The organism is Streptomyces sp. ICN903 (assembly GCF_022015835.1).
Lineage (GTDB): Bacteria > Actinomycetota > Actinomycetes > Streptomycetales > Streptomycetaceae > Streptomyces > Streptomyces fenghuangensis.
In genome coordinates this window covers 1-22,037 of sequence record NZ_JAKMAY010000073.1, presented here as the reverse complement: position 1 = coordinate 22,037, position 22,037 = coordinate 1, and the positions used below count along the sequence as shown (strand labels likewise).

Genomic DNA, 22,037 nt, shown 5'->3' with positions numbered 1-22,037 from the left:
CCCCCCGCCCGTCCCTCCGCAGGCCCACTCGGCGGCACCTGACAGCCCTGGCCGCCGCCCTGCTGGGCACGCTCATGGCCCTCGTCCCCGGCAGCGCCTCCGCCTACCCGGGGCCCGGCCGGGTGACCGGCGACGTCTCCGTGCACGACCCGTCGATGGTCCGCCTCGACGACGGCCGGTACGTCCTCTACTCCACCCACAACGGTCCCCAGGCGCGCATCTCCACCGACCGCGTCCACTTCACCCATGCCGGGGCCGCGTTCCCCAACCCGCCCTCCTGGTGGGGCCGGTACTCGCCCGAGCGCAGCCCCTGGGCGCCGGACGTCTCCAAACGGGGCGGCCGGTACTGGCTGTACTACTCCCTGTCCACCTTCGGCTCCAGCCACTCCGCCATCGGCGTGGCCACCAGCCCCAGCGGACTGCCCGGCACCTGGACCGACCACGGCCCGGTGTACGCCACCACCACCGGCTCGGACCACAACGCCATCGACCCCAACCTGTTCGTCGACGACGACGGCAAGTGGTGGATGACCTTCGGCTCCTGGTGGACGGGGATCAAGATGATCCGGCTCGACCCGTCCACCGGCAAGCAGCACCCCGGCGACCGCACCCTGTACTCCGTGGCCGCCCGCAACCCCACCAGCAACGGCATCGAGGGACCGACCCTGGTCAAGCGGGGCGGCCACTACTACCTGTTCGCCTCCTTCGACAAGTGCTGCGCCGGCACCGACAGCACCTACAGCATCCGCGTCGGCCGCTCCACCAGTCCTACCGGGCCGTTCCGCGACCGCGGCGGCAGGGACATGCGCGACAACGGCGGAACGGTCGTCCTGGAGACCCACGGCCGGGTCGTCGGCCCCGGCGGCCAGTCCGTGATGTCGGACGTCGACGGCGACCTGCTCGTCTACCACTACTACGACCGCGACAACAACGGCTCGCCCACCCTCGGCATCAACCTGATGCGCTGGGAAGGCGGCTGGCCGGTAGTTTACTGAAACCTTTCAACCCGGGGTGGGGTCCAACCGGGCCCCACCCCGTCCCCCGACGGAAGGAATCCATGAGCACCGCCCATCCGGCCCGGTTCACCCTCGACCCCGCCTTCACCGTCGGCGAGGTCGACCCCCGGCTGTTCGGCTCCTTCGTGGAGCACCTCGGCCGCTGCGTCTACACGGGGGTCTTCGAACCCGGGCACCCCCGTGCCGACGAGCAGGGCCTGCGCACCGACGTCCTGGAACTGGTCCGCGAACTGGGCGTGACCGCCATCCGCTACCCCGGCGGGAACTTCGTCTCCGGCTACCGCTGGGAGGACAGCGTCGGGCCCGCCGAGCAGCGCCCCCGCCGCCTGGACGCCGCCTGGCGGTCGGTGGAGAGCAACCGCTTCGGCCTGGCCGAGTACATCGACTTCGTCCGCAAGGTCGGCGGCGAGCCCATGATGGCCGTCAACCTCGGCACCCGCGGCGTGGCGGAGGCCCGCGAGCTGCTGGAGTACGCCAACCACCCCGGCGGCACCGCCCTGTCCGACCTGCGCGCCGCCCACGGCGACAAGGAGCCCTACGGCATCCGGCTGTGGTGCCTGGGCAACGAGATGGACGGCCCCTGGCAGACCGGTCACAAGACCGCCGCCGAGTACGGCCGGCTGGCCGCCGAGACCGCCCGCGCCATGCGCCAGCTCGACGACTCCCTGGAACTGGTCGCCTGCGGCAGCTCAAGCCAGGCGATGGACACCTTCGCCGCCTGGGAGGCCACCGTCCTGGCCGAGACCTACGACCTGGTCGACCACATCTCCCTGCACGCCTACTACGAGGAGACCGACGGGGACCGCGACTCCTTCCTGGCCTCCGCGGTGGACATGGAGTCCTTCATCGAGAACGTGGTGGCCACCTGCGACCACGTCGGGGCCCGGCTGAAGTCGCCCAAGCGCATCAACCTCTCCTTCGACGAGTGGAACGTCTGGTACCAGCGCCGCTTCCAGGCCGAGCCGCTGCCCGACTGGGAGGAGGCGCCCCGGCTGCTGGAGGACAACTACACCGTCACCGACGCCGTCGTCTTCGGCTCCCTGCTCATCGCCCTGCTGCGCCACGCCGACCGGGTGGCCGTCGCCTGCCTGGCGCAGCTGGTCAACGTCATCGCCCCGATCATGACCGAGCCCGGCGGCCCGGCCTGGCGGCAGACCACCTTCTTCCCCTTCGCCCAGGCATCCCGCCACGGGCGCGGGCAGGTGCTGGAAGTGCGGGTGCAGTCGCCCACGTACACCACGGCCAAGTACGGCGAGGTGCCGCTGCTGCACGCCACCGCGGTGCGGGACGAGGCCACCGGCGCCGTCACCGTCTTCGCCGTCAACCGCGGCCGGCACGCCGCCCTGCCGCTGGAGGTCGCCCTGCACGGGCTGGACCTGGAGCGGGTCGCCGAGCACAGCGTGCTGGCCGACGCCGACCCCGAGGCACGCAACACCCTGGCCGACCCCGAGCGGGTCACCCCCCACCGGGGGGAGGGCGCGGAGCTGGCGGGCGGGGTGCTGCGCGCCACCCTGGAGCCGATGTCGTGGAACATGATCCGGCTCGTCTGACGCGCCGACGGACCGATGTGCCGACGACATCGGCGGTACGCGCCCAGCCCGGTCTACTCGGCGGAGAAGGAGTGGACGGTGGTGGAGCGGTAGGTGCGCCCCGGCCGCAGCACGGTGGTGGGGAACGACGGCTGGTTGGGGGAGTCGGGGAAGTGCTGGGTCTCCAGGCAGAAGCCGTCGCCCTGCCGGTAGACCCGGCCCGAGGTGCCCTCCAGGGTGCCGTCGAGGAAGTTGCCGCTGTAGAACTGCACGCCCGGCTCGGTGGTGGCGATCCGCATCACCCGGCCCGAGACCGGCTCGCGGACGGTGGCGAAGTGCTCGGGTCCGGCGGTGATGCCCTTGTCCAGCACCAGGTTGTGGTCGTAGCCCTGCCCGTACAGGATCTGCGGGTGCGCCTTGCGGATGTCCGTCCCGATCGGCTTGGCCCGCCGGAAGTCGAAGGGCGTGCCCGCCACCCGCTCCAGCTCGCCGGTGGGGATCAGCGTCTCGCCCACCGGTGTGTAGCGGGAGGCCGCGATCTCCAGCTCGTGGTCCAGGACGCTGCCGGAGCCCTCGCCCGCGAGGTTGAAGTAGGTGTGGTTGGTGAGGTTGACGACGGTGGGCTTGTCGGTGGTGGCCTCGTAGTCGATCCGGAAGTCGCCGCGGCGGTCCAGCGTGTACTCCACCCGGACCTCCAGTCTTCCGGGGAAGCCCATCTCGCCGTCCTCGCTGGTGCGCGTCAGCACCAGGCCCGTCTCGCCGCGCCGGATGAACGGCTCCACCGCCCACATCCGCTTGTCGAAGCCGCGGTCGCCGCCGTGCAGGGTGTTGTCGCCGTCGTTGCGCGGCAGTTCGTACACCCTGCCGTCCAGGGTGAAGCGGCCTTGCGCGATGCGGTTGCCGTAGCGGCCGATGAGCGCGCCGAAGTAGGGGGAGCGGGCCTCGTAGGAGGCCGGGTCGGAGAAGCCGAGCGAGACGTTGGCGGGCCGGCCGTGCCGGTCGGGCACCTCCAGGGACTGCACGATGCCGCCGTAGGACAGCACCCGCAGCCGGGTGCCCCCGCACGACAGGGTCCAGACGTCCACCTCCGTGCCGTCCGCCAGTTCGCCGAAGCGGGCGCGGCGCGGAGCGGACGGCCCTCCCGGCTTCGCCTGCGCGGCCCCGGCTCCCGGTCCCGCGGTCGCCGCCGCTGCCAGACCGGCCGCGGCGGCCGCGCCGATCACACTGCGTCTGCTGGTGCTCACGAGCCCACCTTCCTCTTGTTCCAGACGTCGAATCCCACCGCCGCCAGCAGGACCAGGCCCTTGATGACCTGCTGGTAGTCGGTGCCGATACCCACCAGGGACATGCCGTTGTTGAGCACGCCGAGCACCAGACCGCCGATGACGGCCCCGAGTACGGTACCCACACCGCCGCTCATCGAGGCTCCGCCGATGAACGCGGCGGCGATCGCCTCCAGCTCGAAGTTGATGCCGGCCTGCGGGGTGCCCGCGTTCAGCCGGGCGGCGTACACGCAGCCCGCCAGCGCCGCCAGCACGCCCATGTTGACGAAGACCAGGAACGTGACCCGCCTGTCCTTCACGCCCGACAGCCTGGCCGCGGCCCGGTTGCCGCCGAGGGCGTACACATGGCGGCCGACGACGGCGTTGCGCATCACGAAGCCCAGCCCGATCAGGATGCCGCACATGATCAGCAGCACCACCGGGACGCCCCGGTAGCTGGCCAGGGTCAGGGTGAACGCCACCACCGCCGCCACGATCGCCACGCACTTGAGGACGAACAGGCTCAGCGGCAGCACCTCCAGCTCGTACTCCCGCTGCCGGCGCCGGCCGCGCCACTCCTGGAACAGCACGACCGCCACCACGACCACGCCGATGAGCACCGTCAGGTCGTGGTAGTTGTCCAGCGGGCCGCCCTCGGGCAGGAAGCCCTGGCTGATGTTCTGGAAGCCGCGCGGGAAGGGCGCCAGCGACTGCCCCTCCAGCAGGATCTGGGTGCCGCCGCGGAACAGCAGCATCCCCGCCAGGGTCACGATGAACGACGGGATGCCCACATAGGCGATCCAGAAGCCCTGCCAGGCGCCGGCCGCCGCGCCGATCAGCAGCGAGCAGGCCAGCGCCGCAGGCCAGGACATGTCGTGGTGGACCATCAGCACGGCCGCCGCGGCCCCGACGAAGGCGGCCAGCGAGCCGACGGACAGGTCGATGTGGCCGGCGATGATCACGATCATCATGCCCATGGCCAGGATCAGGATGTAGCTGTTCTGCTGGACGATGTTGGAGACGTTGACGGGCTTGAGCAGATTGCCGTCGGTCCAGATCTGGAACAGCACGACGATCAGCGCCAGCGCGACGAGCATCCCGTACTGCCGCATGTTGGAGCGCACGGTCCGCAGCAGCAGCGCCCCGGCGCCGCCGCCCGTACCGCTCCGGGCGCCCCCGGCCGGCCGGCCGGGCCCGCCCGCCGGTCCTCCCGGCCCCTTGCGCGCGACACTCTCTTCGGTCGTCATCGATCGCCTCGGCTTCCGTCCCTCGTCATATGACGCATCAGCACTTCCTGGTCCGCGTCCTCGCGCGCCACCTCGCCGGTCAGCCGCCCGGCCGCCATGGTGTAGATCCGGTCGCACATCCCCAGCAGCTCCGGCAGCTCGGAGGAGATCAGCAGCACCGCCCTGCCCTGGGCGGCGAGGCGGTCGACGGCGGTGTAGATCTCGTACTTCGCCCCGACGTCGACGCCGCGCGTGGGCTCGTCGAGGATCAGCACCTCCGGATCGGCGTGCACCCACCTGCCGAGCACGACCTTCTGCTGGTTGCCGCCGCTGAGCCGGCCGACCTGCTCGTGGACGGTCGGGGTCTTGATGTTCATCGAGTCGCGGTAGCCCTCGGCGACCCGCCGCTCCCGGTGCTCGTCCACCACCCCGGCCCGGGCCAGCTTCGGCAGCGAGGCCAGGGAGATGTTGCGGCTGACGGTGTCGATCAGGTTCAGCCCGTAGGTCTTGCGGTCCTCGGTGACGTACGCCAGGCCGTGCGCGACCGCCCGCGGCACGGTGCGGGTGTCGGCCTCCCGTCCGTCGATCCGCACCGTGCCGCCCGCGTACAGGCCGTAGGAGCGCCCGAAGACGCTCATCGCCAGCTCGGTGCGGCCCGCGCCCATCAGGCCCGCGAGACCGACGATCTCGCCGCGCCGCACGTTCAGCGACACGTCGTCGACGACCTTGCGCCGGTGGTCGACCGGGTGACGGACCGTCCAGCCGGAGATCTCCAGCGCCGTCCGCCCGGTGTCCGCCCCCCGGTAGCGGGTGCGCGGCGGGAAGCGGCTGTCCAGGTCGCGGCCGACCATGCCGCGGATGATCCGGTCCTCCGAGACCTCGGCGGGGGCGCCGGGGGAGGGGCGGACGGCGAGGGTCTCGACCGTCCGCCCGTCGCGCAGGACGGTGACGGTGTCCGCCACCTCGCGGATCTCGCCCAGCTTGTGGGAGATGAGGATGCAGGCGATGCCCTGGGAGCGCAGCTCCCCTATGAGGCCCAGCAGCTTGGCGCTGTCCTCGTCGTTGAGGGCGGCGGTCGGCTCGTCCAGGATCAGCAGCCGCACTTTCTTGGCCAGCGCCTTGGCGATCTCCACCAGCTGCTGCTTGCCCACGCCGATGTCGGCGACGCGGGTGTGCGGGCTCTCGCGCAGCCCGACCCGCCGCATCAGTTCGGCGGCGTGGCGGACGGTCTCCCCCCAGCGCACGACGCCGCGGGAGGCGTGCTCGTTGCCCAGGAAGATGTTCTCGGCGATGGACAGGTAGGGCACCAGCGCCAGTTCCTGGTGGATGATGACGATGCCGCGCCGCTCGCTGGACCGGATGTCGCGGAAGGCGCACGGCTCGCCCTCGAAGAGGATCTCGCCCTCGTAGCTGCCGTGCGGATGGACGCCGCTGAGCACCTTCATCAGCGTCGACTTGCCGGCTCCGTTCTCCCCGCAGACCGCGTGGACCTCCTTCGGCCGGACGGTGAGATCGACCCCGGACAGCGCCCTGACCCCGGGGAAGGTCTTGGTGATCGAGCGCATCTCCAGAACGCTGCTCATGACTGCTCCTGGGGGGTGGGGACCGGGCTACCTGAGCTGGTCGGCGGTGTAGTAGCCCTCGTCCACGAGCAGCTCGGTGTTGGACTCGTCGATGCTGACCGGCTCCAGCAGGTAGGCGGGGACGGTCTTGACGCCGTTGTCGTAGGACTCGGTGTCGTTGACCTCGGGCTCGTCGCCCTTCAGCACGGCCTCGGTCATCCGCACGGCCTGCTCGGCGAGCTTGCGGGTGTCCTTGAAGACGGTCTGGGTCTGCTGGCCGGCGATGATCGACTTGATGGACGCCAGCTCGGCGTCCTGGCCGGTGACGACGGGGTAGGGCTTGGCCTTCGTGCCGTAACCGGCGCTCTTGAGCGCGGAGATGATGCCGATGGAGATGCCGTCGTAGGGGGAGAGGACCGCGTCCACGCGCTCGCTGCCGTAGTAGCGGCTGAGCAGGTCGTCCATGCGCTTCTGCGCGGTGCCGCCGTCCCAGCGCAGGGTGGTGACCTGGTTCATCTCGGTCTGGCCGCTGCGCACGACCAGTCGCTTGTCGTCGATGTGGGGCTTGAGGACGCTCATCGCGCCCCTGAAGAAGAAGCCGGTGTTGTTGTCGTCGGGCGACCCGGCGAACAGCTCCAGGTTGGACTTCTCGTCCGTACCCCCGCCGTCCTCCTCCAGCTTGAGGGCGTCGACGATGTAGCGGGCCTGGAGTTCGCCGACCTTGAAGTTGTCGAAGGTGGCGTAGTAGTCGACGCTCCCGGTGCCGCGGATGAGGCGGTCGTAGGCGATGACGGGGATGCCGGCGTCCTCGGCCCGGCCGAGTACGTCGGTGAGCGAGGATCCGTCGATGGCGGCGATCACCAGGGCCTCGTGCCCCTTGGAGATCATGTTCTCGATCTGCGCGACCTGGTTCTCCACTCTGTCGTCGCCGTACTGCAGATCGGTCTCGTAGCCCGCGGCCTCGAACCGCTTCACCATGTTCTCGCCGTCGGCTATCCACCGTTCGGATGACTTGGTGGGCATGGCGATGCCGATCGTGCCGCCCTCGGCGTCGCCGCCGGCGCCGCCGTTCCCGCCGCCGTCGGAGTTCTGGCCGCAGGCGGTGAGGGACAGGGCGAGGGCGGCGCAGGCGCCGACGGCGGCTGTGCGGGTGCGGGTGCGGGCACGGGTGCGGTGGCTGTGGTCGCGCATGGCGGTCAGTTCCCTTCGGACGTGGCGGCGTCGGCGGATGTTCCGGGTTCGTCGGGGAAGCGGTTGAGGGGGCCGGGCAGACGGGAGCCGGGCGGGGACATCCCGTCCCCGGCGCCGAGGCGGGCCAGCAGGTCCAGGGCGAGCCGCCCGCGGCGGACCCGCTCGCGGGCGGTGTCCAGGGTCGTGTCGCGCAGGTGCGCGCCGTAGGGGTAGATGGCGGGGGCCTTGCTGAGCCCGAACTTGAGGTAGACCGGCGCCCCGCGCCGGATCAGCTCGGCGGCGTCGTACATCCGCACATAGCCGCCGAGGTCGTCGGGGGCCTCCAGGTAGAAGTCCATCGGGGCGCGGCTGACCCGGCGGATCTCGGTCAGGTGCTCCAGGGTCAGATCGGAGGGCACGTTGACCGAGTCGGCGCCCAGCCGCTCGAAGACGGCGTACGAGGCCGGGTTCACCGGGCCGATCAGGGCCGACACCTTGAGGGTGGTGTCGGCCGGCAGGACGCCGCGCGTCCGCATCCGGTGCAGTGTGTACAGCACGCCCTCGTCGGCCACCAGCAGGCACCGCACACCGAGTTCGGTGGCGCGTACGGCGTCCTCGACACACCCGGCGAGCGCGTCGTGGCCGCGGGCGCGCAGCCCCGCGCCGCCGGAGGGCGTACGGGTGCCGGCGCCGGCGTCCCAGGTGCCGCGCGGCCCGGTGAACAGGCACAGCTCCACGTTCCGTTCGGCGCAGGCGCCGGCCATCTCGGAGATCTCGGCGTCGGTGAGCATCCACACACCGCTGCCCTGGCTGATGCGGTGGACGGGGACGTCCAGGGCCTCGGCCTCCTTCAACACGGTGGCCAGCGCCTCCGGCCCCTCGACGGAGGGGATCTCGGTGCGCCAGGTGCCGCCGTCGGGGAAGGTGTGCGGGGAGGAGTCACAGGGGTCCCGGTCGGGACAGGGGTGGCCGAGGGAGGCGAAGGCGGCCTCGCCGGGACGGCGGGGGCCTGAGGGTTTGATAGACGCGTCGGTCACGATGCTCCCTGGTTCGATCTGATTCGATCTCGTTCGGTATCTCGTACGTCGTTCGCGGTCGAAGGCGCGGGCCGGGGCCGTGAGCGGCCGGGAAGGCGGGATCAGGGCCGCAGCAGGACCTTGCCGACCCCCGGATCGCCGCCGCCGACCAGCGCGACGGCCGTGGCGAAGTCCTCCAGCGGCAGCTCGTGGGTGATCAGGGGCGCGGGCGCGAGCAGACCCGCGCCGAAGGCCCGCACCGCATGGGCCCAGGCGGCCGGCGGGGCGCCGAAGACGGACCGGACGGTGAGCTGACTGACGGACAGATGGACGGGGTCGATGCCCCGTGCGCCCGGCCCGGGCAGCCCGGTCAGCACCACCCGCCCGCCGCGCCGGGCCAGCAGGCAGGAGTCGTGGGCGGTGGTGGGCGCGCCGGCGGTCTCCACCACCAGGTCGTAGCGGCCGCGCAGGCCGGCGGTCTCGGGCGGTGCGCACACCCCGGTGGCGCCCATGGGCAGTGCCTGCCCGGCACGTTCGGTGCGGGGATCGACGACCAGCAGCTCGGCGGGGGAGACGGCGGCCAGCAACTGCACGGCCAGCAGGCCGAGCGTGCCCGCCCCGACCACGGCGATCCGCTCGCCCGGGCGCGGCCCGCCGGCGAGCACCGCCGCCGCCACCACGGCGGCCGGCTCCAGCAGGGCGGCCGAGCGCAGGTCGGCACGGTCGTCGAGGACGTGCAGCAGCCGGGCGGGCAGGACGAGGAAGTCGGCGAAGGCACCGGGCCGGGTGAAGCCGGTCTCGTCGTAGCCGCCGGTGCACAGGCTGGTGGCACCCTCGCGGCAGCGGTCGCAGACCAGGCAGGCGCGGAACCCCTCGCCCACCACCTTCCGCCCCACCAGCGCCGGGTCGGCGCCGGGCCCGACCGCCTCCACCGTGCCGGACCACTCGTGGCCGGGCACGACGGGGTAGCGGACGTAGCCCTCGGCGCGGGTGCCCGCGTACACCTCGCGGTCGCTGGCGCAGACGCCCGCCGCGTACACGGCCACCCGCGCCTCGCCCGGACCGGGCTCGGCGCGGGGCGTCTCCACCAGCCGGTGGCCGCCGGGCCGCTCCACCAGGACGGCGCGCCCCGCGGCGCGGACGCCGTCCGGCGCCGGGGTGTGTGCGGGTGCGTTCACCACCGGTTCCTCCTCACGGCGCGCGGACCGCCGGCGCCCTCGGCGCCCGCCGGGGGACGGACGGCCGCCCCCCGCGGTGGATTCTGCGCCGAACACCCGGGCGTGTCACCACCACCCGGGAGACCGGCCGCCGCGGAGCCGCCCCCTGCCGGACCGTACGCGCCGCACCGGTGTGCGGCCGGGGCGTGCGGCCCGGCCGCCGTGAGCCCCCGGCACGCGCCCCGTCTCACGACCGGGCTCCGCGCGGATCCCGCTTCTCCCAGCCCTCGGCCCACAGGTCGAAGCGGGCCTGCTGCTGCGGGAACTCCGCCGCCGCGTCGGTGTCCAGCTCCACTCCCAGGCCGGGGGCGTCGGGGAGGGAGAAGTAGCCGTCCACGACCTCCGGCGCGCCCTTGACCACCTTCTTGATCTCGGCGTCCGCGAAGTCGTTGAAGTGCTCCAGGATCTTGAAGTTCGGTGTGCAGCCGGCCAGTTGGAGGGAGGCGGCCGTCAGCACCGAACCGCCCACGTTGTGCGGCGCCACCAGCATGTAGTGGGTCTCGGCGGTGGCGGCGAGCTTGCGGGTCTCCAGGATGCCGCCGATGTGGCCCAGATCCGGCTGGATGATGTCGGCAGCCTGGGACTCGAACAGCTCGCGGAACTCGATGCGGTCGTGGATGCGCTCGCCGGTGGCGATGGGCATGTCCACCTTCTCGGCCACCTTGGCCAGCGCCTTGAGGTTCTCCGGCGGCACCGGCTCCTCCAGCCAGCTCGGCCGGAACGGTTCGACCTCGCGGGCGATGCGGACGGCCGTGGCGGGGCTGAAGCGGCCGTGCATCTCCAGCAGCAGCTCGCACTCCGGCCCGATCGCGTCCCGCACCGCCTCCACCAGGGCCACCGAGCGCAGCGTCTCGGCGTGGTCCAGCTCGAAGTGACCGGTGCCGAACGGATCGAGTTTGAGCGCCCGGTAGCCGCGCCCGACGACTCTCAGGGCCGCCTCGTGGAACGCCTGCGGGGTGCGCTCGACGGTGTACCAGCCGTTGGCGTACGCCTTGACCCGGTCGGTCACCCTGCCGCCCAGCAGCTGCCACACGGGCACGCCCAGGGCCTTGCCCTTGATGTCCCAGCAGGCCATCTCCACGCAGGCGATGCCGGACATCACGATCTCCCCGGCCCGCCCGTAGTCGCCGTACTTCATGCGCCGCACCAGGTCCTCGACCGCGAAGGGGTCGGATCCGGTGATGTGGTTGGCCTCGGCCTCGCGCAGATAGCCGACCAGGGCGTCGGTGTGACCGAGCATACGGGTCTCGCCGACGCCGGTGAGTCCCTCGTCGGTGTGCACCTGGACGTAGGTCAGATTGCGCCACGGAGTACCGACGACATGCGTGCTGATCCCGGTGATGCGCACAGCGGCTGCCCTTCTCTGCCGTTCGATATTTCGTCACACGTTCGAAATGCTGGCGCGAATGTAATGACGGGCGCCGACCGGCGTCAATGGGGCGGACGCGGATTTCCGCCGCTCAGGCAGGCGGGGAAGCGGCGGTGACCTGCCGGTGCGCGATCTCGGCGAGTGCGCGCTGGCCCTCCGGGCCGGGGTGGAACCAGTCCCAGGAGCTCAGCTCACGGGCGGTGAAGCGGTAGTCGTGCACCGCTCCGCCGTCGTGCCGGCAGCGCTTGTCGCGCTCGCAGACCTCCGCCAGCGCGGCGTTGTACGCCCGAACCCGAGCCGACACCTTCGCCCGCCGCTCCGCCGCCCCGGCGTCCGAGGCCTGCGCCCCGCCCAGCATCGACGGGCAGATGCCCAGCTGCCACACCTGGGCGGCCACCGGATGGGACCGCCCCAGGGACCACAGCCGCTCCAGGTCCGGCACGCCGGCCACGTACACCTGGGTCCTCGGCGAGACCCGGCGCAGGGTGCGCAGTGCCTCGGCGAAGTCGGCGCGGAACTCCTGCACCGGCGTCATCCGCTCCACCGTCGGCCGGCAGGCGTCGTTCGCCCCGATCAGCACCGTCACCAGCTCCGGCCGGTGCGCCGCCGCCTTCTCGGCCTGGGCGGGAAGCTCGGCCATCAGGGCGCCGGAGCGCGCGTGGTTCCAGGTCGCGGCGGCGGGGATGCCCAGCCGCCGGGCCAGGCTGTCCACCTCCGGGGAGGTGCCGGTGGCCCAGGAGGCCTCCGGGCAGTCGTCCAGCAGCGAGCAGGCGTCGAAGGCGCGGGTGATGGAGTCGCCCAGGGCCGCCAGCGAGTCGGGGCCGGTGTCCCACGAGGGCGAGGGCGAGGGCGAGGGCGAAGGCGAGGGCGAGGGCGGGGAGGAGGGGTGGGCCCCGGCGGACGCGCCCCGGGAGTGCGGCGCACCACCGCCGAAGCCGCCGCACGACACGGCGAACACGACGAGGGCCACGACGGCGGCGACCGCGGCCCAGGCGGCGGGCGGCAGCCCTCCGCGGCGGGTGCGTCCCGCAGGCGGAGGGCCGGACGGCGTGTTGTCTCGCACGAGTGCTCCCCCCGTTCCTTCCTGTGTCCCGGTGGGGTGATGGTTCGGACGGGTGGGTTGACCGCCTCGGCCGACGGTACGTCACCCCATGGGTGCCGTGGCACGGTAGCTTTTGCCATGACGGTCCGAAAATGGCCGCCGGACACGTTTGACAGATTACATCGCGTCACTTGCTGTCCCTTTTAGGGAGAATCGGCACGGATAGTGTTTACTGTTCGTAACTTCGGGTGCCGGAAGACACGTGACCGATGGGACAAGATGTCGACCGGTGACCCGGCGCATGGCCGGCAGGGATTCGAGGCCGCCACGGAAGGTCGCACTCGAACCACACAGGAGGTCCCGGTGACGACACGTGGAGTTCTGTACGTGCACTCCGCCCCCCGCGCACTGTGCCCGCACGTCGAATGGGCCGTCGCGGGAGTGCTCGGCGCCCGCGTCAGCCTCGACTGGATCAAGCAGCCCGCCTCCCCGGGCACCTGGCGCGCGGAGCTTTCCTGGCAGGGCGAACCGGGCACCGCCTCCAAACTCGCCTCCGCGCTGCGCGGCTGGCGCATGCTCCGCTTCGAGGTGACCTCCGAGCCCTGCTCCACGGCGGAGGGCGAGCGCTACAGCTCCACCCCCGAGCTGGGCATCTTCCACGCGGTCACCGGCATGCACGGCGACATCCTCATCCCCGAGGACCGGCTGCGCGCCGCCGTGGACCGCGCCGCGCGCGGCGAGACCGAGCTGGAGGCCGAGATCTCCAAGCTCCTCGGCAAGCCCTGGGACGACGAGCTGGAGCCCTTCCGCTACGCGGGCGAGGGCGCCCCGGTGCGCTGGCTGCACCAGGTGGTCTGACACCGGCGGCGCCGCCGCGGCCGCGAGCCCGGTGGACCGGACGGTGCGTTCCGGGGCCTGACGCCCGAGGGGCCCGCCGGACGATGTCCGGTGGGCCCCTCGGGCGTTGCGCGCGCCTGCCGCGCCAGGCCTCGGCCCGCGCTCAGGCGGTGCGGAAGGCCACGACGACGTTGTGGCCGCCGAAGCCGAAGGAGTTGTTGATCGCCACCAGCGGCCCCTCGCCCAGCGGGCGCGGTCCGCCGGTCACGATGTCGGCGTCGATCTCCTCGTCCAGGTCGTCGACGTTGATGGTCGGCGGCGCCGTGCGGTGGTGCAGCGCCAGCACCGTCGCCACCGTCTCGATGCCGCCCGCGCCGCCCAGCAGGTGACCGGTCATGGACTTGGTGGCGGAGATGGCGACATGGTCCAGGTCGGAGCCCAGCACCTTGCGCAGCGCCTTGACCTCGGCGACGTCGCCCTGCGGGGTGGAGGTGGCGTGCGCGTTGAGGTGCGCGACCTCCGAGGGCTTCAGGCCGGTGGCCTCCAGCAGGCTCTGCAGGGCGTCGGAGATGCCCCGGCCGGTCGGCTCGGGCTGCGCGATGTGGTGGTTGTCCGCGGACAGGCCCTGCCCCAGCACCTCGCAGTACACCTTCGCGCCGCGCCGGGCCGCGTGCTCGGCCGACTCCAGCACCACGACGCCCGCGCCCTCGCCGAGCACGAAGCCGTCGCGGGCCTTGTCGTAGGGGCGCGAGACCTTCGCCGGATCCCCGTCGTTCTTCGACAGCGCCATCATGTTGGCGAACGCCGCGATGGGCAGCGGGTGGATCGCCGCCTCGGTGCCGCCCGCGACGACCACGTCGGCGCGTCCGGTGCGGATCATCTCCACGGCGTAGCCCACCGCCTCGGCGCCCGAGGCGCAGGCGCTGACCGGGGCGTGCACGCCCGCCTGGGCGCCCACCTCCAGGCCCACGTTGGCCGAGGGCCCGTTGGGCATCAGCATCGGCACGGTGTGCGGGGAGACGCGGCGTACGCCCTTCTCCTTGAGCACGTCGTACTGGTCGAGCAGGGTGGTGACACCGCCGATGCCGGAGGCCACGACGGCGCCGAGCCGGCCCGGGTCCACCTGGCCGCCCTCTCCGGCCCGGCCCTCGAAGCCGGCGTCCGCCCACGCCTCGCGGGCCGCGATCAGCGCGAACTGCGCCGAGCGGTCCAGCTTGCGGGCGAGCGGACGGGGCAGGACCTCGGACGGGTCGACCGCCGCCCGCGCGGCGATCCTCACGGGCAGTTCGGCCGCCCACTCCTGCTCCAGGGCCCTGACCCCGGAGCGGCCGGCGAGCAGGCCCTCCCACGTCGATGCGCTGTCGCCACCCAGCGGTGTGGTTGCGCCGATACCGGTGACGACCACGGTGTGGTGGGTCGCGTTCACAGGAATTTCTCCACTGGTAGGGGAAGTGCGGTCATCCGCCACCGCGGGGCGGGTGGCGACAAACGCTTCAACGGGCGTGCGGACCGGTCAGTCCTGGTGGTTGAGGATGTAGTCCACCGCGTCGCCGACGGTCTTGAGGTTCTTCACGTCGTCGTCCGGGATCTTGACGCCGAAGCGCTCCTCGGCGGCGACGACGACCTCGACCATGGACAGCGAGTCGACGTCCAGGTCGTCGGTGAAGGACTTGTCCAGCTGGACGTCCTCGGTCGGGATGCCGGCGATCTCGTTGACGATCTCGGCGAGACCCTCGACGATCTCTTCCTTGGTGGCGGCCATGATGGCGCTCCTTCGTTTCGTGTTACGCGTGGTGTGTTGCGGTCCGGTGTACTGCGGTGCGGTGTGCTGCGGTGCGGAACATCCGGCTATGGGAGGGTAACGACCGTCGCCGCGTAGACGAGACCCGCCCCGAAGCCGATGACGAGCGCGGTGTCGCCGCTCTTCGCCTGCCCGGTCGCCAGCAGCCGCTCCATGGCGAGCGGGATGGAGGCGGCCGAGGTGTTGCCGGTGGTCTCCACATCGCGGGCGACCGTGACGTGCTCCGGCAGTTTGAGGGTCTTCACCATCGAGTCGATGATCCGCATGTTGGCCTGGTGCGGGATGAAGACGTCCAGGTCGTCGGAGGTGATCCCGGCCGCCTCCAGCGCCTGCTGGGCGACCTTGGCCATCTCGAAGACCGCCCAGCGGAAGACCGTCTGGCCCTCCTGGCGGAGCGCCGGGAACTTCTCGACCCCTCCCTCGCGGTAGTCGTCCCACGGCACGGTCTGCGAGATGACGTCCGCCTTGTCGCCCTCCGAACCCCACACCGTGGGGCCGATGGCGGGCTCCTCGGACGGGCCGACGACGGCCGCCCCGGCGCCGTCGCCGAAGAGGAAGGCGGTGGTGCGGTCCGTCAGATCCGTCAGGTCCGACAGCCGTTCGACGCCGACGACCAGCACGTACTGCGCGCTGCCCTCCACCACCAGGCCCTTGGCGATGGTCAGGCCGTAGCCGAAGCCCGCACAGGCCGCGGAGATGTCGAAGGCCGCGGCCTTGCCGGTGCCCAGCCGGTGGGCGACCTCGGTGGCGATCGAGGGCGTCTGCTTGAAGTGGGAGACGGTCGAGATCACGACCGCGCCGATCTGCTCGGGGGTGATCCCCGCGTCCGCGATCGCCTTGCCCGCCGCGGCGAGCGTCATCTCGGCGACGGTCTCCTCCGGCCCGGCCCAGTGCCGGGTGGTGATGCCCGAACGGGAGCGGATCCACTCGTCGGACGAGTCGATGTGCTTGAGGATCTCCTCGTTGGGCACCACACGGCTCGGACGGTAGCCGCCGACTCCGAGGATGCGCGCGTACGGTGCGCCCTTCGCGGGCCTGATCTTCGCGGTCATGCTCTCGCAAGCTCCTATCGACTGCTGTCCGGCCGCTGGGCCGCGGGAGAGGCGTGCTCGGCGATCAGCTCACGGGCCGCGTCGAGGTGCTCGGGGGTCTTCAGCGCCAGCGTCTTCACACCCGGCAGGGCACGCCTGGCCAGGCCGGTGAGGGTGCCGCCGGGGCACACCTCGATCAGCGCGGTGACGCCCATCTCCTTGAACGTCTCCATGCACAGGTCCCAGCGCACCGGACCGGCCACCTGCCGCACCAGGCGCTCCAGGACCTCGCCGCCGCCGGCGACCGCCCGCCCGTCCCGGTTGGAGACGTAGGGCACGCGCGGGTCCTTGGGCGCCACGCCCTCGACGGCCTTCGCCAGCGCGTCGACGGCCGGGGCCATGTGGTGGGTGTGGAAGGCGCCCGCCACCGACAGGGCCTTGACCATCCGCACACCCTCCGGCTTGTCCTCGGCCAGGGCGGCGAGCTGCTCCATGGTGCCGGCGGCGACGATCTGGCCGGCGCCGTTGACGTTGGCCGGGGTCAGCCCCAGCTTCTCCAGATGCTCCGTCACCGTCCGCGGATCGCCGCCGACGACGGCGGTCATGCCGGTCGGGGTGACGGCGGCGGCCTCGGCCATCGCCCGGCCACGGGTGCGCACCAGCGCCATCGCGGCCTCGGGGGTGAGGACTTCGCCGACCGCGGCGGCGGTCAGCTCACCCACGCTGTGGCCCGCGACGGCACCGAGGGAGTCCAGCGGGACGCCCTCCAGCAGCGCCTGCGCGGAGACCAGCCCCGCGGCCACCAGCAGCGGCTGGGCCACGGCCGTGTCGCGGATCCGCTCGGCGTCGGCCTCGGTGCCGTAGTGCACCAGGTCCAGGTCGATGGCGGCCGACCACTCACGCAGCCGGTCGGCGACGCCGGGGAGTTCGAGCCAGGGAGTCAGGAAGCCGGGCGTCTGGGCGCCCTGGCCGGGAGCGACGAGTACGAGCACTCTCACACTCTCTCTTGTCGACGGATGTCCACGCCGGTGGGGACCGGCACGAAGAACGGTCAGGGGAATTGTGGGAGGCCGACAAAACCGATGGGCATGACTATATCTGCCCGCCCCCGTCTGCCAGACGACCCAGGATCAGCGCGACGCGCAGCGTGAACGCCGAACGGACGTCCGAGGGGGACCACCCGGTGACGTCCGTCACACGTCGCAGCCGGTAGCGAACGGTGTTGGGGTGCACGAACAGCATCCGCGCGGCCCCCTCCAGACTGCTCGCCTGCTCCAGATAAACACTCAAGGTTTCCAGGAGAGCGGCTCCGGCCTCCTGGAGCGGTCTGTAGATCTCCTCCACCAACAGCGCCCGCGCGGTGGGATCCGCGGCCATCGCGCGCTCGGGCAGCAGATCGTCCGCGAGCACCGGACGCGGCGCGTCCGGCCACGCGGCACACGCCTTCAGCCCGGCGGCGGCCGCCTGCGCCGACCGCGTCGCCGACAGCAGGTCACCCACCACGGGACCGGCCACCACCGGGCCCGCGGCGAACGGACCGATCAGCGACTTGGCGACGTGCAGCGGATCGTCCGAGCCACCGGCGATGACCACCAGCCGGTCGCCCAGCACCCCGGTCAGCACCTGGAGCTTGGCGTGCCGGGAGGCGCGCCGGATCGCCTCCACCGTCAGCTCGCTGTCCCCGTCGGGCGCGGTGCCCAGCACGACCGTCACATGCTCGGGGGAGCTCCAGCCCAGCGCCGCCGCACGGGAGACGGCCCCCTCGTCGGCCTCGCCGGAGAGCACGGCGTTGACCACCAGCGACTCCAGCCGCGCGTCCCACGCGCCGCGCGCCTCGGCGGCCTGCGCGTACACCTGGGCGGTGGCGAACGCTATCTCGCGGGCGTAGACCAGCAGCGCCTCGCGCAGCACGCTCTCGTCGCCGGGCGCGGCGACCTCGTCGATCGCCGCCTCCACGACCTCGATGGTGGTGCGGACCATCTCCACGGTCTGCCGCAGCGTGATCGCCCGCGTCAGCTCGCGCGGCGCGGTGCCGAACACGTCGGTGCTGATCGCCTGGGGCGTCTCGGGATGCCGGAACCACTCGGTGAACGCCGCGATGCCCGCCTGCGCCACCAGGCCGATCCACGACCGGTTCTCCGGCGGCATCGCCCGGTACCAGGGCAGTTGCTCTCCCATGCGGGTGAGGGCGGCGGCGGCCAGCTTGCCGGAGGACTGCTCCAGCCGCCGCAGCGTCGCGGGGTGCGGGTGGGGGCGCTGCTTGTCGGGTGCTGGTGTCTGAGTGGGTTCTGGCACGGGACAAGACTGCCCTATTGGTACGGCCGTATGGGTGGCGGGTGTCGGATCCGTACAACGGGCGGGGTCCGGGGCCGGTGCCCGCCCGGCGCCGGCGCGTACGGCTTACGATGACGGCGGAGCCGGTCAGGGAGTTCTGTTCTCAGGGGAGCGCGATGTCCGTCGACTACGAGCGTATGGCCGAGATCGCCGAGGAGCTGAGCAGGCACATCCCCGAGGAGGTCCGGGCCGTCGAGATCAGCGGCGAAGAGATCGTCATGATGTTGTCCCCGAGCAATCAGCACGAACTGATCGTCCGCCGGGTGGGCAAGCAACTCGACGCCCAGATCGAGCGGCAGGGGGTGGATCTCATCGCCCACGGCGGCGCCGACCTGGAGGACCCCGCCGTGGGGGTCAGACGGCGGCCGGACGTGATGGTCTTTCCCGAGAGTTGCCTGGAGACGGGCGAGGCCGTCCACCCCCACGATGTCGAGGTCGTGGTCGAGGTCGTCTCGCGGACCAACCCGGAGAACGACTACGAGGGGAAGACCCGCGACTACCCGGCGATGGGCATCCCCTACTACCTGTTGCTCGACCCCCGGAAGGGCACCGGGGCGCTCTACTCCGGCATCCACCGCACCCCGGAAGGTCCGCGCTACGGCACTTCCACGGAGTTCGCCTTCGGCGAGACGGTGCGGGTGGGCGACTGGACGGTGGACACCTCCGTCTTCCCGACGTACGGCTGAACGCCCCGGCGCGGAGGCTCAGCCGGAGGTTCGCTGCCCGCGGGCCGGGGCACCGGCCCGGGCGGCCGGTTTCCCGGCCGGGCGCGGACGGGGACGCAGGAGGCGGTGGAGTCCGGCGGCGGCGAACTGGAGGGCCGCGATCCCCAGCAGCAACAGCTGCGGCGGCAGCCCCGCCGCGGCTCCGGCGAGTGCCGAACCGCAGGCCGCCGCCGAGATCTTCAGCCCCGCCCCGATGGTGAAGACCTGCGCCCGCACCCCGGGCGGGGAGTGGTCGGCGCGGATGCGCAGCGTGGCGCTCAGCAGCGGCCCTTCGAAGACGCCCGCCACCGCGAACAGCGCCGCCTGCGCGGTGAACGAGGGCGCGGCAGCGGCGGCGGCCAGGCCCAGGCCCGCACCGGTCAGGCAGAGGGGTACCAGACGCCGGGCGGGGAAGGACCGCAGCCACCGGGCCACCGCCAGGGAGCCCGTCAGCGCCCCGAGCGCCAGCGCCGTCATCAGCACGCCCCCGGCGTCCGGGCGGCCCCGGTCGTCGGCGAGGAGCACCGCGGTGGTGGTCAGGCCGCCGATGCCGACGAAGGCCAGGGAGGTGGCGGCGGTGACCGCCCGCAGCTCCCGCACGCGCCACACCGCCGCCAGGCCCGCCCCGAGATCGGCCCGCAGCGTCCTGCGGGACTCCGGGCCGGGCGCCGCGCTCCCGTCCCCGCTTCCGCCCGTGTCCGCCCGCCCGTACGGCAGCGCCGCCGCGGTGACGGCCGCGCCCGCCGCCGAAACGGCCAGCAGCACCACGGCCGGGGCGGGCGAGGCCAGCGCGGCGATCACGCTCACCAGGGCGGGACCGGCCACCGACACGGCGTTGTAGGTGGCCGCGTCCAGGGCGTACGCGCGGTCGCGGTCGGTCCCCTCGGGCACCAGACGGGCCACCAGGCCGGACAGTCCGCCGGTGGCCACCGGGCCGCAACCGCCGCCGAGGGCGGCGACGGCCAGCACCACGGGCAGGGGCGCGCGTCCGGTGATCGCCGCCAGCACCGCGATGCCGGCCGCCATGCCGCCCAGCGCGCACAGGTGGAACAGCCGGGGGTTGCGGGCCCGTTCGGCCAGCGCCCCCGTCAGCGGCGCGGCCAGTACGTGCGGCGCCATCCAGGCGGTGAGCACGAACGCGCCCTGGGCGGCGCTGCCGGTGCGGTGCATCGCCAGCATCACCACGGCCACCGCCATGCCCTCCCCGGCGAGCCGTGCGAGGAGGGCGGTGACCAGGTAGGGCCTCAGCCCGGTGTGCGGACGCACGGGCACCTCCAGCGTGTAACGCCATTTTGGAAAAAGACGTTACCCTGTGCGATGCGGGCGAGGGGAGAGGCAAGTGAACGATGTGGTCACCGGACGCGGATTCCGGCCGGCCCGGCGGCTGGTCGAACTCGCCAACGCCCTCCGCGCCGAACCGGAGCTGCCCCGGGAGGAACTGGCCGGACTGCTCGTCCGCCACGGGGAGCGGCCCGAGGACCTCACCGAGGAGGCGTTCCCACCGGCCTGCGCGGCCGAACTGCGCTCCGCCGTCGCCCGTATGACGGCCGTACTGGCCGAGACCGACACCGGCCGGGCCGCCCGCGCGCTCAACGGGATCCTCGCCGAGTGCGGTGCCCGCCCCCGCCTGACCGACCACGGAGGGCGCCATCCCTGGCACCTCCACGTGGACCGGGACGAGGACGCGGGCTGGGTCGACTGGTTCCTGGCCGCGAGCGCCCTGGCCCTGGCGCAGATCCTCACCGAGTACGGCCGCGCCGCCTGGGGCGAGTGCGCCGCCCCCGGCTGCTCCGCCTTCTACCTGGACACCGGCCCCGGCAGCGCCCGCCGTTACTGCTCGGCCACCTGCGCCTCCCGCGCCCGCGTGACGGCCCACCGACGCCGCCGCAGGGAGGACGGCAGGGGCGACCCGCCCGGCCGGCGGTGAGATCGGGGCGGAGCCGTGCGGTACGCACGTACCGCCGCGGCGATCACCGATCGTGGGGCCGCTGCCGAACGGGGTGGAAGCGGACGAGACCGAGGTGTTCCATGACAGCCGGCCGCGAGGGGGGGCGGGGCGGTGAACGGTTTCGTCAAGTGGTCGGAGAGCGGCCGCCGTCGGCGTGCGGGGGAACCGGCAGGCGGGAGGAGGGCGTTCGAGGAGGGCGCGTGGCGTCTGTCGGCCGAGGCGCGGGCCCGGAGGCCGGCCGAGGTGAGGCGGGAGCGCGGCCTCACCCGGGCCGAGGCGGCCGAGCGGACGGAGGCGGCCCGGCCTCTCAGGGGCGTTGCGCAGGGCCGATGACCGACAGGCCGACGCGGGAGGCCAGCCAGGACGCCTGCCTCTCCTCGTACCCGTCGAGGTTCCCGAGGCGCACATGGACCAGAACGGTGTGCTCGTCGGCACGCTCGTCCAGTTCGCGGGTACGGGTGTTGAGCAGCAGGGTGACCATGGCGTGTGTGCCCTCCCAGGCCAGAGCCGGCTCCTCGGCCTCGGGCCAGGCGAGCGAGTGCCAGCAGATCTCGCCGACGTGCGGCCCCACCAGGTCCACGAAGGCGTCCTCGACACTTCCCACAGCCTGGTCGAGCATGGAAGCCCACAGGGGCAGCAGCCCTGCCCAGCCGGCCGGGTCGGTGGGGAGTGAGCGGGCCGGGAGGCCGCCGAGCAGGCCGGTCGGGTCGGAGGGGAACCGCGCCCACTCCTCGGCGTTCTCCGTCCGGAACCACACGTCGGGCAGCGCGCTCCGTACGCGGAGCACGTCCTCGGTGGTGGGCAGCTCGGCGTCCACGGAGACCCGCGCGTGCCGCCGGTCCCCGACCGCCATCAGCCGCCGCGCCGTACTCAGCGCCAGTGCCGCGTCGCGGGTGCGGAGGACGGGGTACGCGACATCGTTGGACATGCGGACACGGTGCCACACGCGCTCCAGGACTCCCGGCCCCTCCCG

Annotated in this window: 20 protein-coding genes; 5 read left to right on the top strand and 15 right to left on the bottom strand. The window is 72.7% G+C overall.

Going from position 1 to position 22,037, the window contains the following annotated elements; genetic code table 11:
* The first annotated feature begins 38 nt into the window (after positions 1-38).
* Positions 39-995 carry an arabinan endo-1,5-alpha-L-arabinosidase gene (locus L7D48_RS10350; RefSeq protein ID WP_374491875.1) on the top strand — a complete coding sequence of 319 codons (957 nt, stop codon included), beginning with the start codon at positions 39-41 and terminating at the stop codon, positions 993-995.
* A gap of 62 nt (positions 996-1,057) precedes the next feature.
* Positions 1,058-2,566 (top strand): alpha-N-arabinofuranosidase, encoded by a 1,509-nt coding sequence (locus L7D48_RS10345; protein WP_237878685.1) that lies wholly within the window; start codon positions 1,058-1,060, stop codon positions 2,564-2,566.
* Between the two features lie 53 nt (positions 2,567-2,619).
* Here L7D48_RS10345 and L7D48_RS10340 read toward each other — a convergent pair whose 3' ends face one another.
* The 8 genes from L7D48_RS10340 to L7D48_RS10305 all read right to left on the bottom strand — a co-directional run bounded on the left by L7D48_RS10340 (position 2,620) and on the right by L7D48_RS10305 (position 12,373).
* Complete coding sequence (locus L7D48_RS10340) at positions 2,620-3,789, bottom strand: aldose epimerase family protein (protein ID WP_237878684.1); 1,170 nt, start codon at positions 3,787-3,789, stop codon at positions 2,620-2,622.
* Positions 3,786-5,054, bottom strand: a complete 1,269-nt coding sequence (mmsB, locus tag L7D48_RS10335; RefSeq protein ID WP_237878683.1) for a multiple monosaccharide ABC transporter permease — start codon at positions 5,052-5,054, stop codon at positions 3,786-3,788. Before mmsB ends, L7D48_RS10340 begins: the two co-directional genes overlap by 4 nt.
* Positions 5,051-6,616 carry a multiple monosaccharide ABC transporter ATP-binding protein gene (gene mmsA, locus L7D48_RS10330; RefSeq protein ID WP_237878682.1) on the bottom strand — a complete coding sequence of 522 codons (1,566 nt, stop codon included), beginning with the start codon at positions 6,614-6,616 and terminating at the stop codon, positions 5,051-5,053. The genes mmsB and mmsA overlap by 4 nt, the downstream gene beginning before the upstream one ends.
* Before the next feature lie 27 nt (positions 6,617-6,643).
* Positions 6,644-7,786, bottom strand: coding sequence for a multiple monosaccharide ABC transporter substrate-binding protein (gene chvE / locus L7D48_RS10325; protein WP_237878681.1), 1,143 nt, complete (start codon positions 7,784-7,786; stop codon positions 6,644-6,646).
* Positions 7,787-7,791: 5 nt separating this feature from the next.
* Positions 7,792-8,802 (bottom strand): hypothetical protein, encoded by a 1,011-nt coding sequence (locus L7D48_RS10320; protein ID WP_237878680.1) that lies wholly within the window; start codon positions 8,800-8,802, stop codon positions 7,792-7,794.
* A gap of 101 nt (positions 8,803-8,903) precedes the next feature.
* The gene (locus tag L7D48_RS10315) at positions 8,904-9,959 is read right to left on the bottom strand and encodes an alcohol dehydrogenase catalytic domain-containing protein (RefSeq protein ID WP_237878679.1); all 1,056 of its coding nucleotides are present in this window, start codon (positions 9,957-9,959) and stop codon (positions 8,904-8,906) included.
* A gap of 226 nt (positions 9,960-10,185) precedes the next feature.
* On the bottom strand, positions 10,186-11,346 hold the full coding sequence (locus L7D48_RS10310) for a mandelate racemase/muconate lactonizing enzyme family protein (protein WP_237878678.1): 1,161 nt from the start codon (positions 11,344-11,346) through the stop codon (positions 10,186-10,188).
* 112 nt (positions 11,347-11,458) lie between these two features.
* Complete coding sequence (locus L7D48_RS10305) at positions 11,459-12,373, bottom strand: SGNH/GDSL hydrolase family protein (protein WP_256462672.1); 915 nt, start codon at positions 12,371-12,373, stop codon at positions 11,459-11,461.
* Between the two features lie 399 nt (positions 12,374-12,772).
* Between L7D48_RS10305 and L7D48_RS10300 the strand changes: the two genes are divergently transcribed.
* The gene (locus L7D48_RS10300) at positions 12,773-13,267 is read left to right on the top strand and encodes a DUF3145 domain-containing protein (protein ID WP_093654684.1); all 495 of its coding nucleotides are present in this window, start codon (positions 12,773-12,775) and stop codon (positions 13,265-13,267) included.
* 142 nt (positions 13,268-13,409) lie between these two features.
* Here L7D48_RS10300 and L7D48_RS10295 read toward each other — a convergent pair whose 3' ends face one another.
* The 5 genes from L7D48_RS10295 to L7D48_RS10275 all read right to left on the bottom strand — a co-directional run bounded on the left by L7D48_RS10295 (position 13,410) and on the right by L7D48_RS10275 (position 18,373).
* Positions 13,410-14,672 (bottom strand): beta-ketoacyl synthase, encoded by a 1,263-nt coding sequence (locus L7D48_RS10295; RefSeq protein WP_237878676.1) that lies wholly within the window; start codon positions 14,670-14,672, stop codon positions 13,410-13,412.
* A gap of 87 nt (positions 14,673-14,759) precedes the next feature.
* Positions 14,760-15,008 (bottom strand): acyl carrier protein, encoded by a 249-nt coding sequence (locus L7D48_RS10290; RefSeq protein ID WP_093848993.1) that lies wholly within the window; start codon positions 15,006-15,008, stop codon positions 14,760-14,762.
* Between the two features lie 86 nt (positions 15,009-15,094).
* The gene (locus L7D48_RS10285; RefSeq protein ID WP_237878675.1) at positions 15,095-16,099 is read right to left on the bottom strand and encodes a ketoacyl-ACP synthase III; all 1,005 of its coding nucleotides are present in this window, start codon (positions 16,097-16,099) and stop codon (positions 15,095-15,097) included.
* Positions 16,100-16,113: 14 nt separating this feature from the next.
* On the bottom strand, positions 16,114-17,070 hold the full coding sequence (locus L7D48_RS10280; RefSeq protein WP_237878687.1) for an ACP S-malonyltransferase: 957 nt from the start codon (positions 17,068-17,070) through the stop codon (positions 16,114-16,116).
* 100 nt (positions 17,071-17,170) lie between these two features.
* Entirely contained in the window at positions 17,171-18,373 is a 1,203-nt protein-coding gene (locus L7D48_RS10275; protein WP_093654693.1) for a CdaR family transcriptional regulator, read from the bottom strand.
* A 155-nt stretch (positions 18,374-18,528) separates the two neighbouring features.
* Between L7D48_RS10275 and L7D48_RS10270 the strand changes: the two genes are divergently transcribed.
* Positions 18,529-19,098, top strand: a complete 570-nt coding sequence (locus L7D48_RS10270) for a Uma2 family endonuclease (protein WP_237878674.1) — start codon at positions 18,529-18,531, stop codon at positions 19,096-19,098.
* 18 nt (positions 19,099-19,116) lie between these two features.
* On the opposite strand, the gene L7D48_RS10265 is transcribed toward L7D48_RS10270, so the two are convergent.
* A complete protein-coding gene (locus tag L7D48_RS10265) occupies positions 19,117-20,382 on the bottom strand; it encodes an MFS transporter (RefSeq protein ID WP_374491866.1) in 1,266 nt (421 codons plus the stop codon).
* Between the two features lie 73 nt (positions 20,383-20,455).
* On the opposite strand from L7D48_RS10265, the gene L7D48_RS10260 reads away from it, so the two are divergent.
* Entirely contained in the window at positions 20,456-21,043 is a 588-nt protein-coding gene (locus L7D48_RS10260; RefSeq protein WP_237878673.1) for a CGNR zinc finger domain-containing protein, read from the top strand.
* 328 nt (positions 21,044-21,371) lie between these two features.
* On the opposite strand, the gene L7D48_RS10255 is transcribed toward L7D48_RS10260, so the two are convergent.
* Positions 21,372-22,037, bottom strand: a 666-nt coding sequence (locus L7D48_RS10255; RefSeq protein WP_237878672.1) for a hypothetical protein, incomplete at its 5' end; no start/stop codon positions are given.

Coding starts and splice junctions, on each gene's coding strand:
- L7D48_RS10345 (WP_237878685.1), top strand. CDS start 1,058: ATGAGCACCGCCCATCCGGCCCGGTTCACCCTCGACCCCGCCTTCACC.
- mmsB (WP_237878683.1), bottom strand. CDS start 5,054: ATGACGACCGAAGAGAGTGTCGCGCGCAAGGGGCCGGGAGGACCGGCG.
- mmsA (WP_237878682.1), bottom strand. CDS start 6,616: ATGAGCAGCGTTCTGGAGATGCGCTCGATCACCAAGACCTTCCCCGGG.
- chvE (WP_237878681.1), bottom strand. CDS start 7,786: ATGCGCGACCACAGCCACCGCACCCGTGCCCGCACCCGCACCCGCACA.
- L7D48_RS10290 (WP_093848993.1), bottom strand. CDS start 15,008: ATGGCCGCCACCAAGGAAGAGATCGTCGAGGGTCTCGCCGAGATCGTC.
- L7D48_RS10285 (WP_237878675.1), bottom strand. CDS start 16,099: ATGACCGCGAAGATCAGGCCCGCGAAGGGCGCACCGTACGCGCGCATC.
- L7D48_RS10270 (WP_237878674.1), top strand. CDS start 18,529: ATGTCCGTCGACTACGAGCGTATGGCCGAGATCGCCGAGGAGCTGAGC.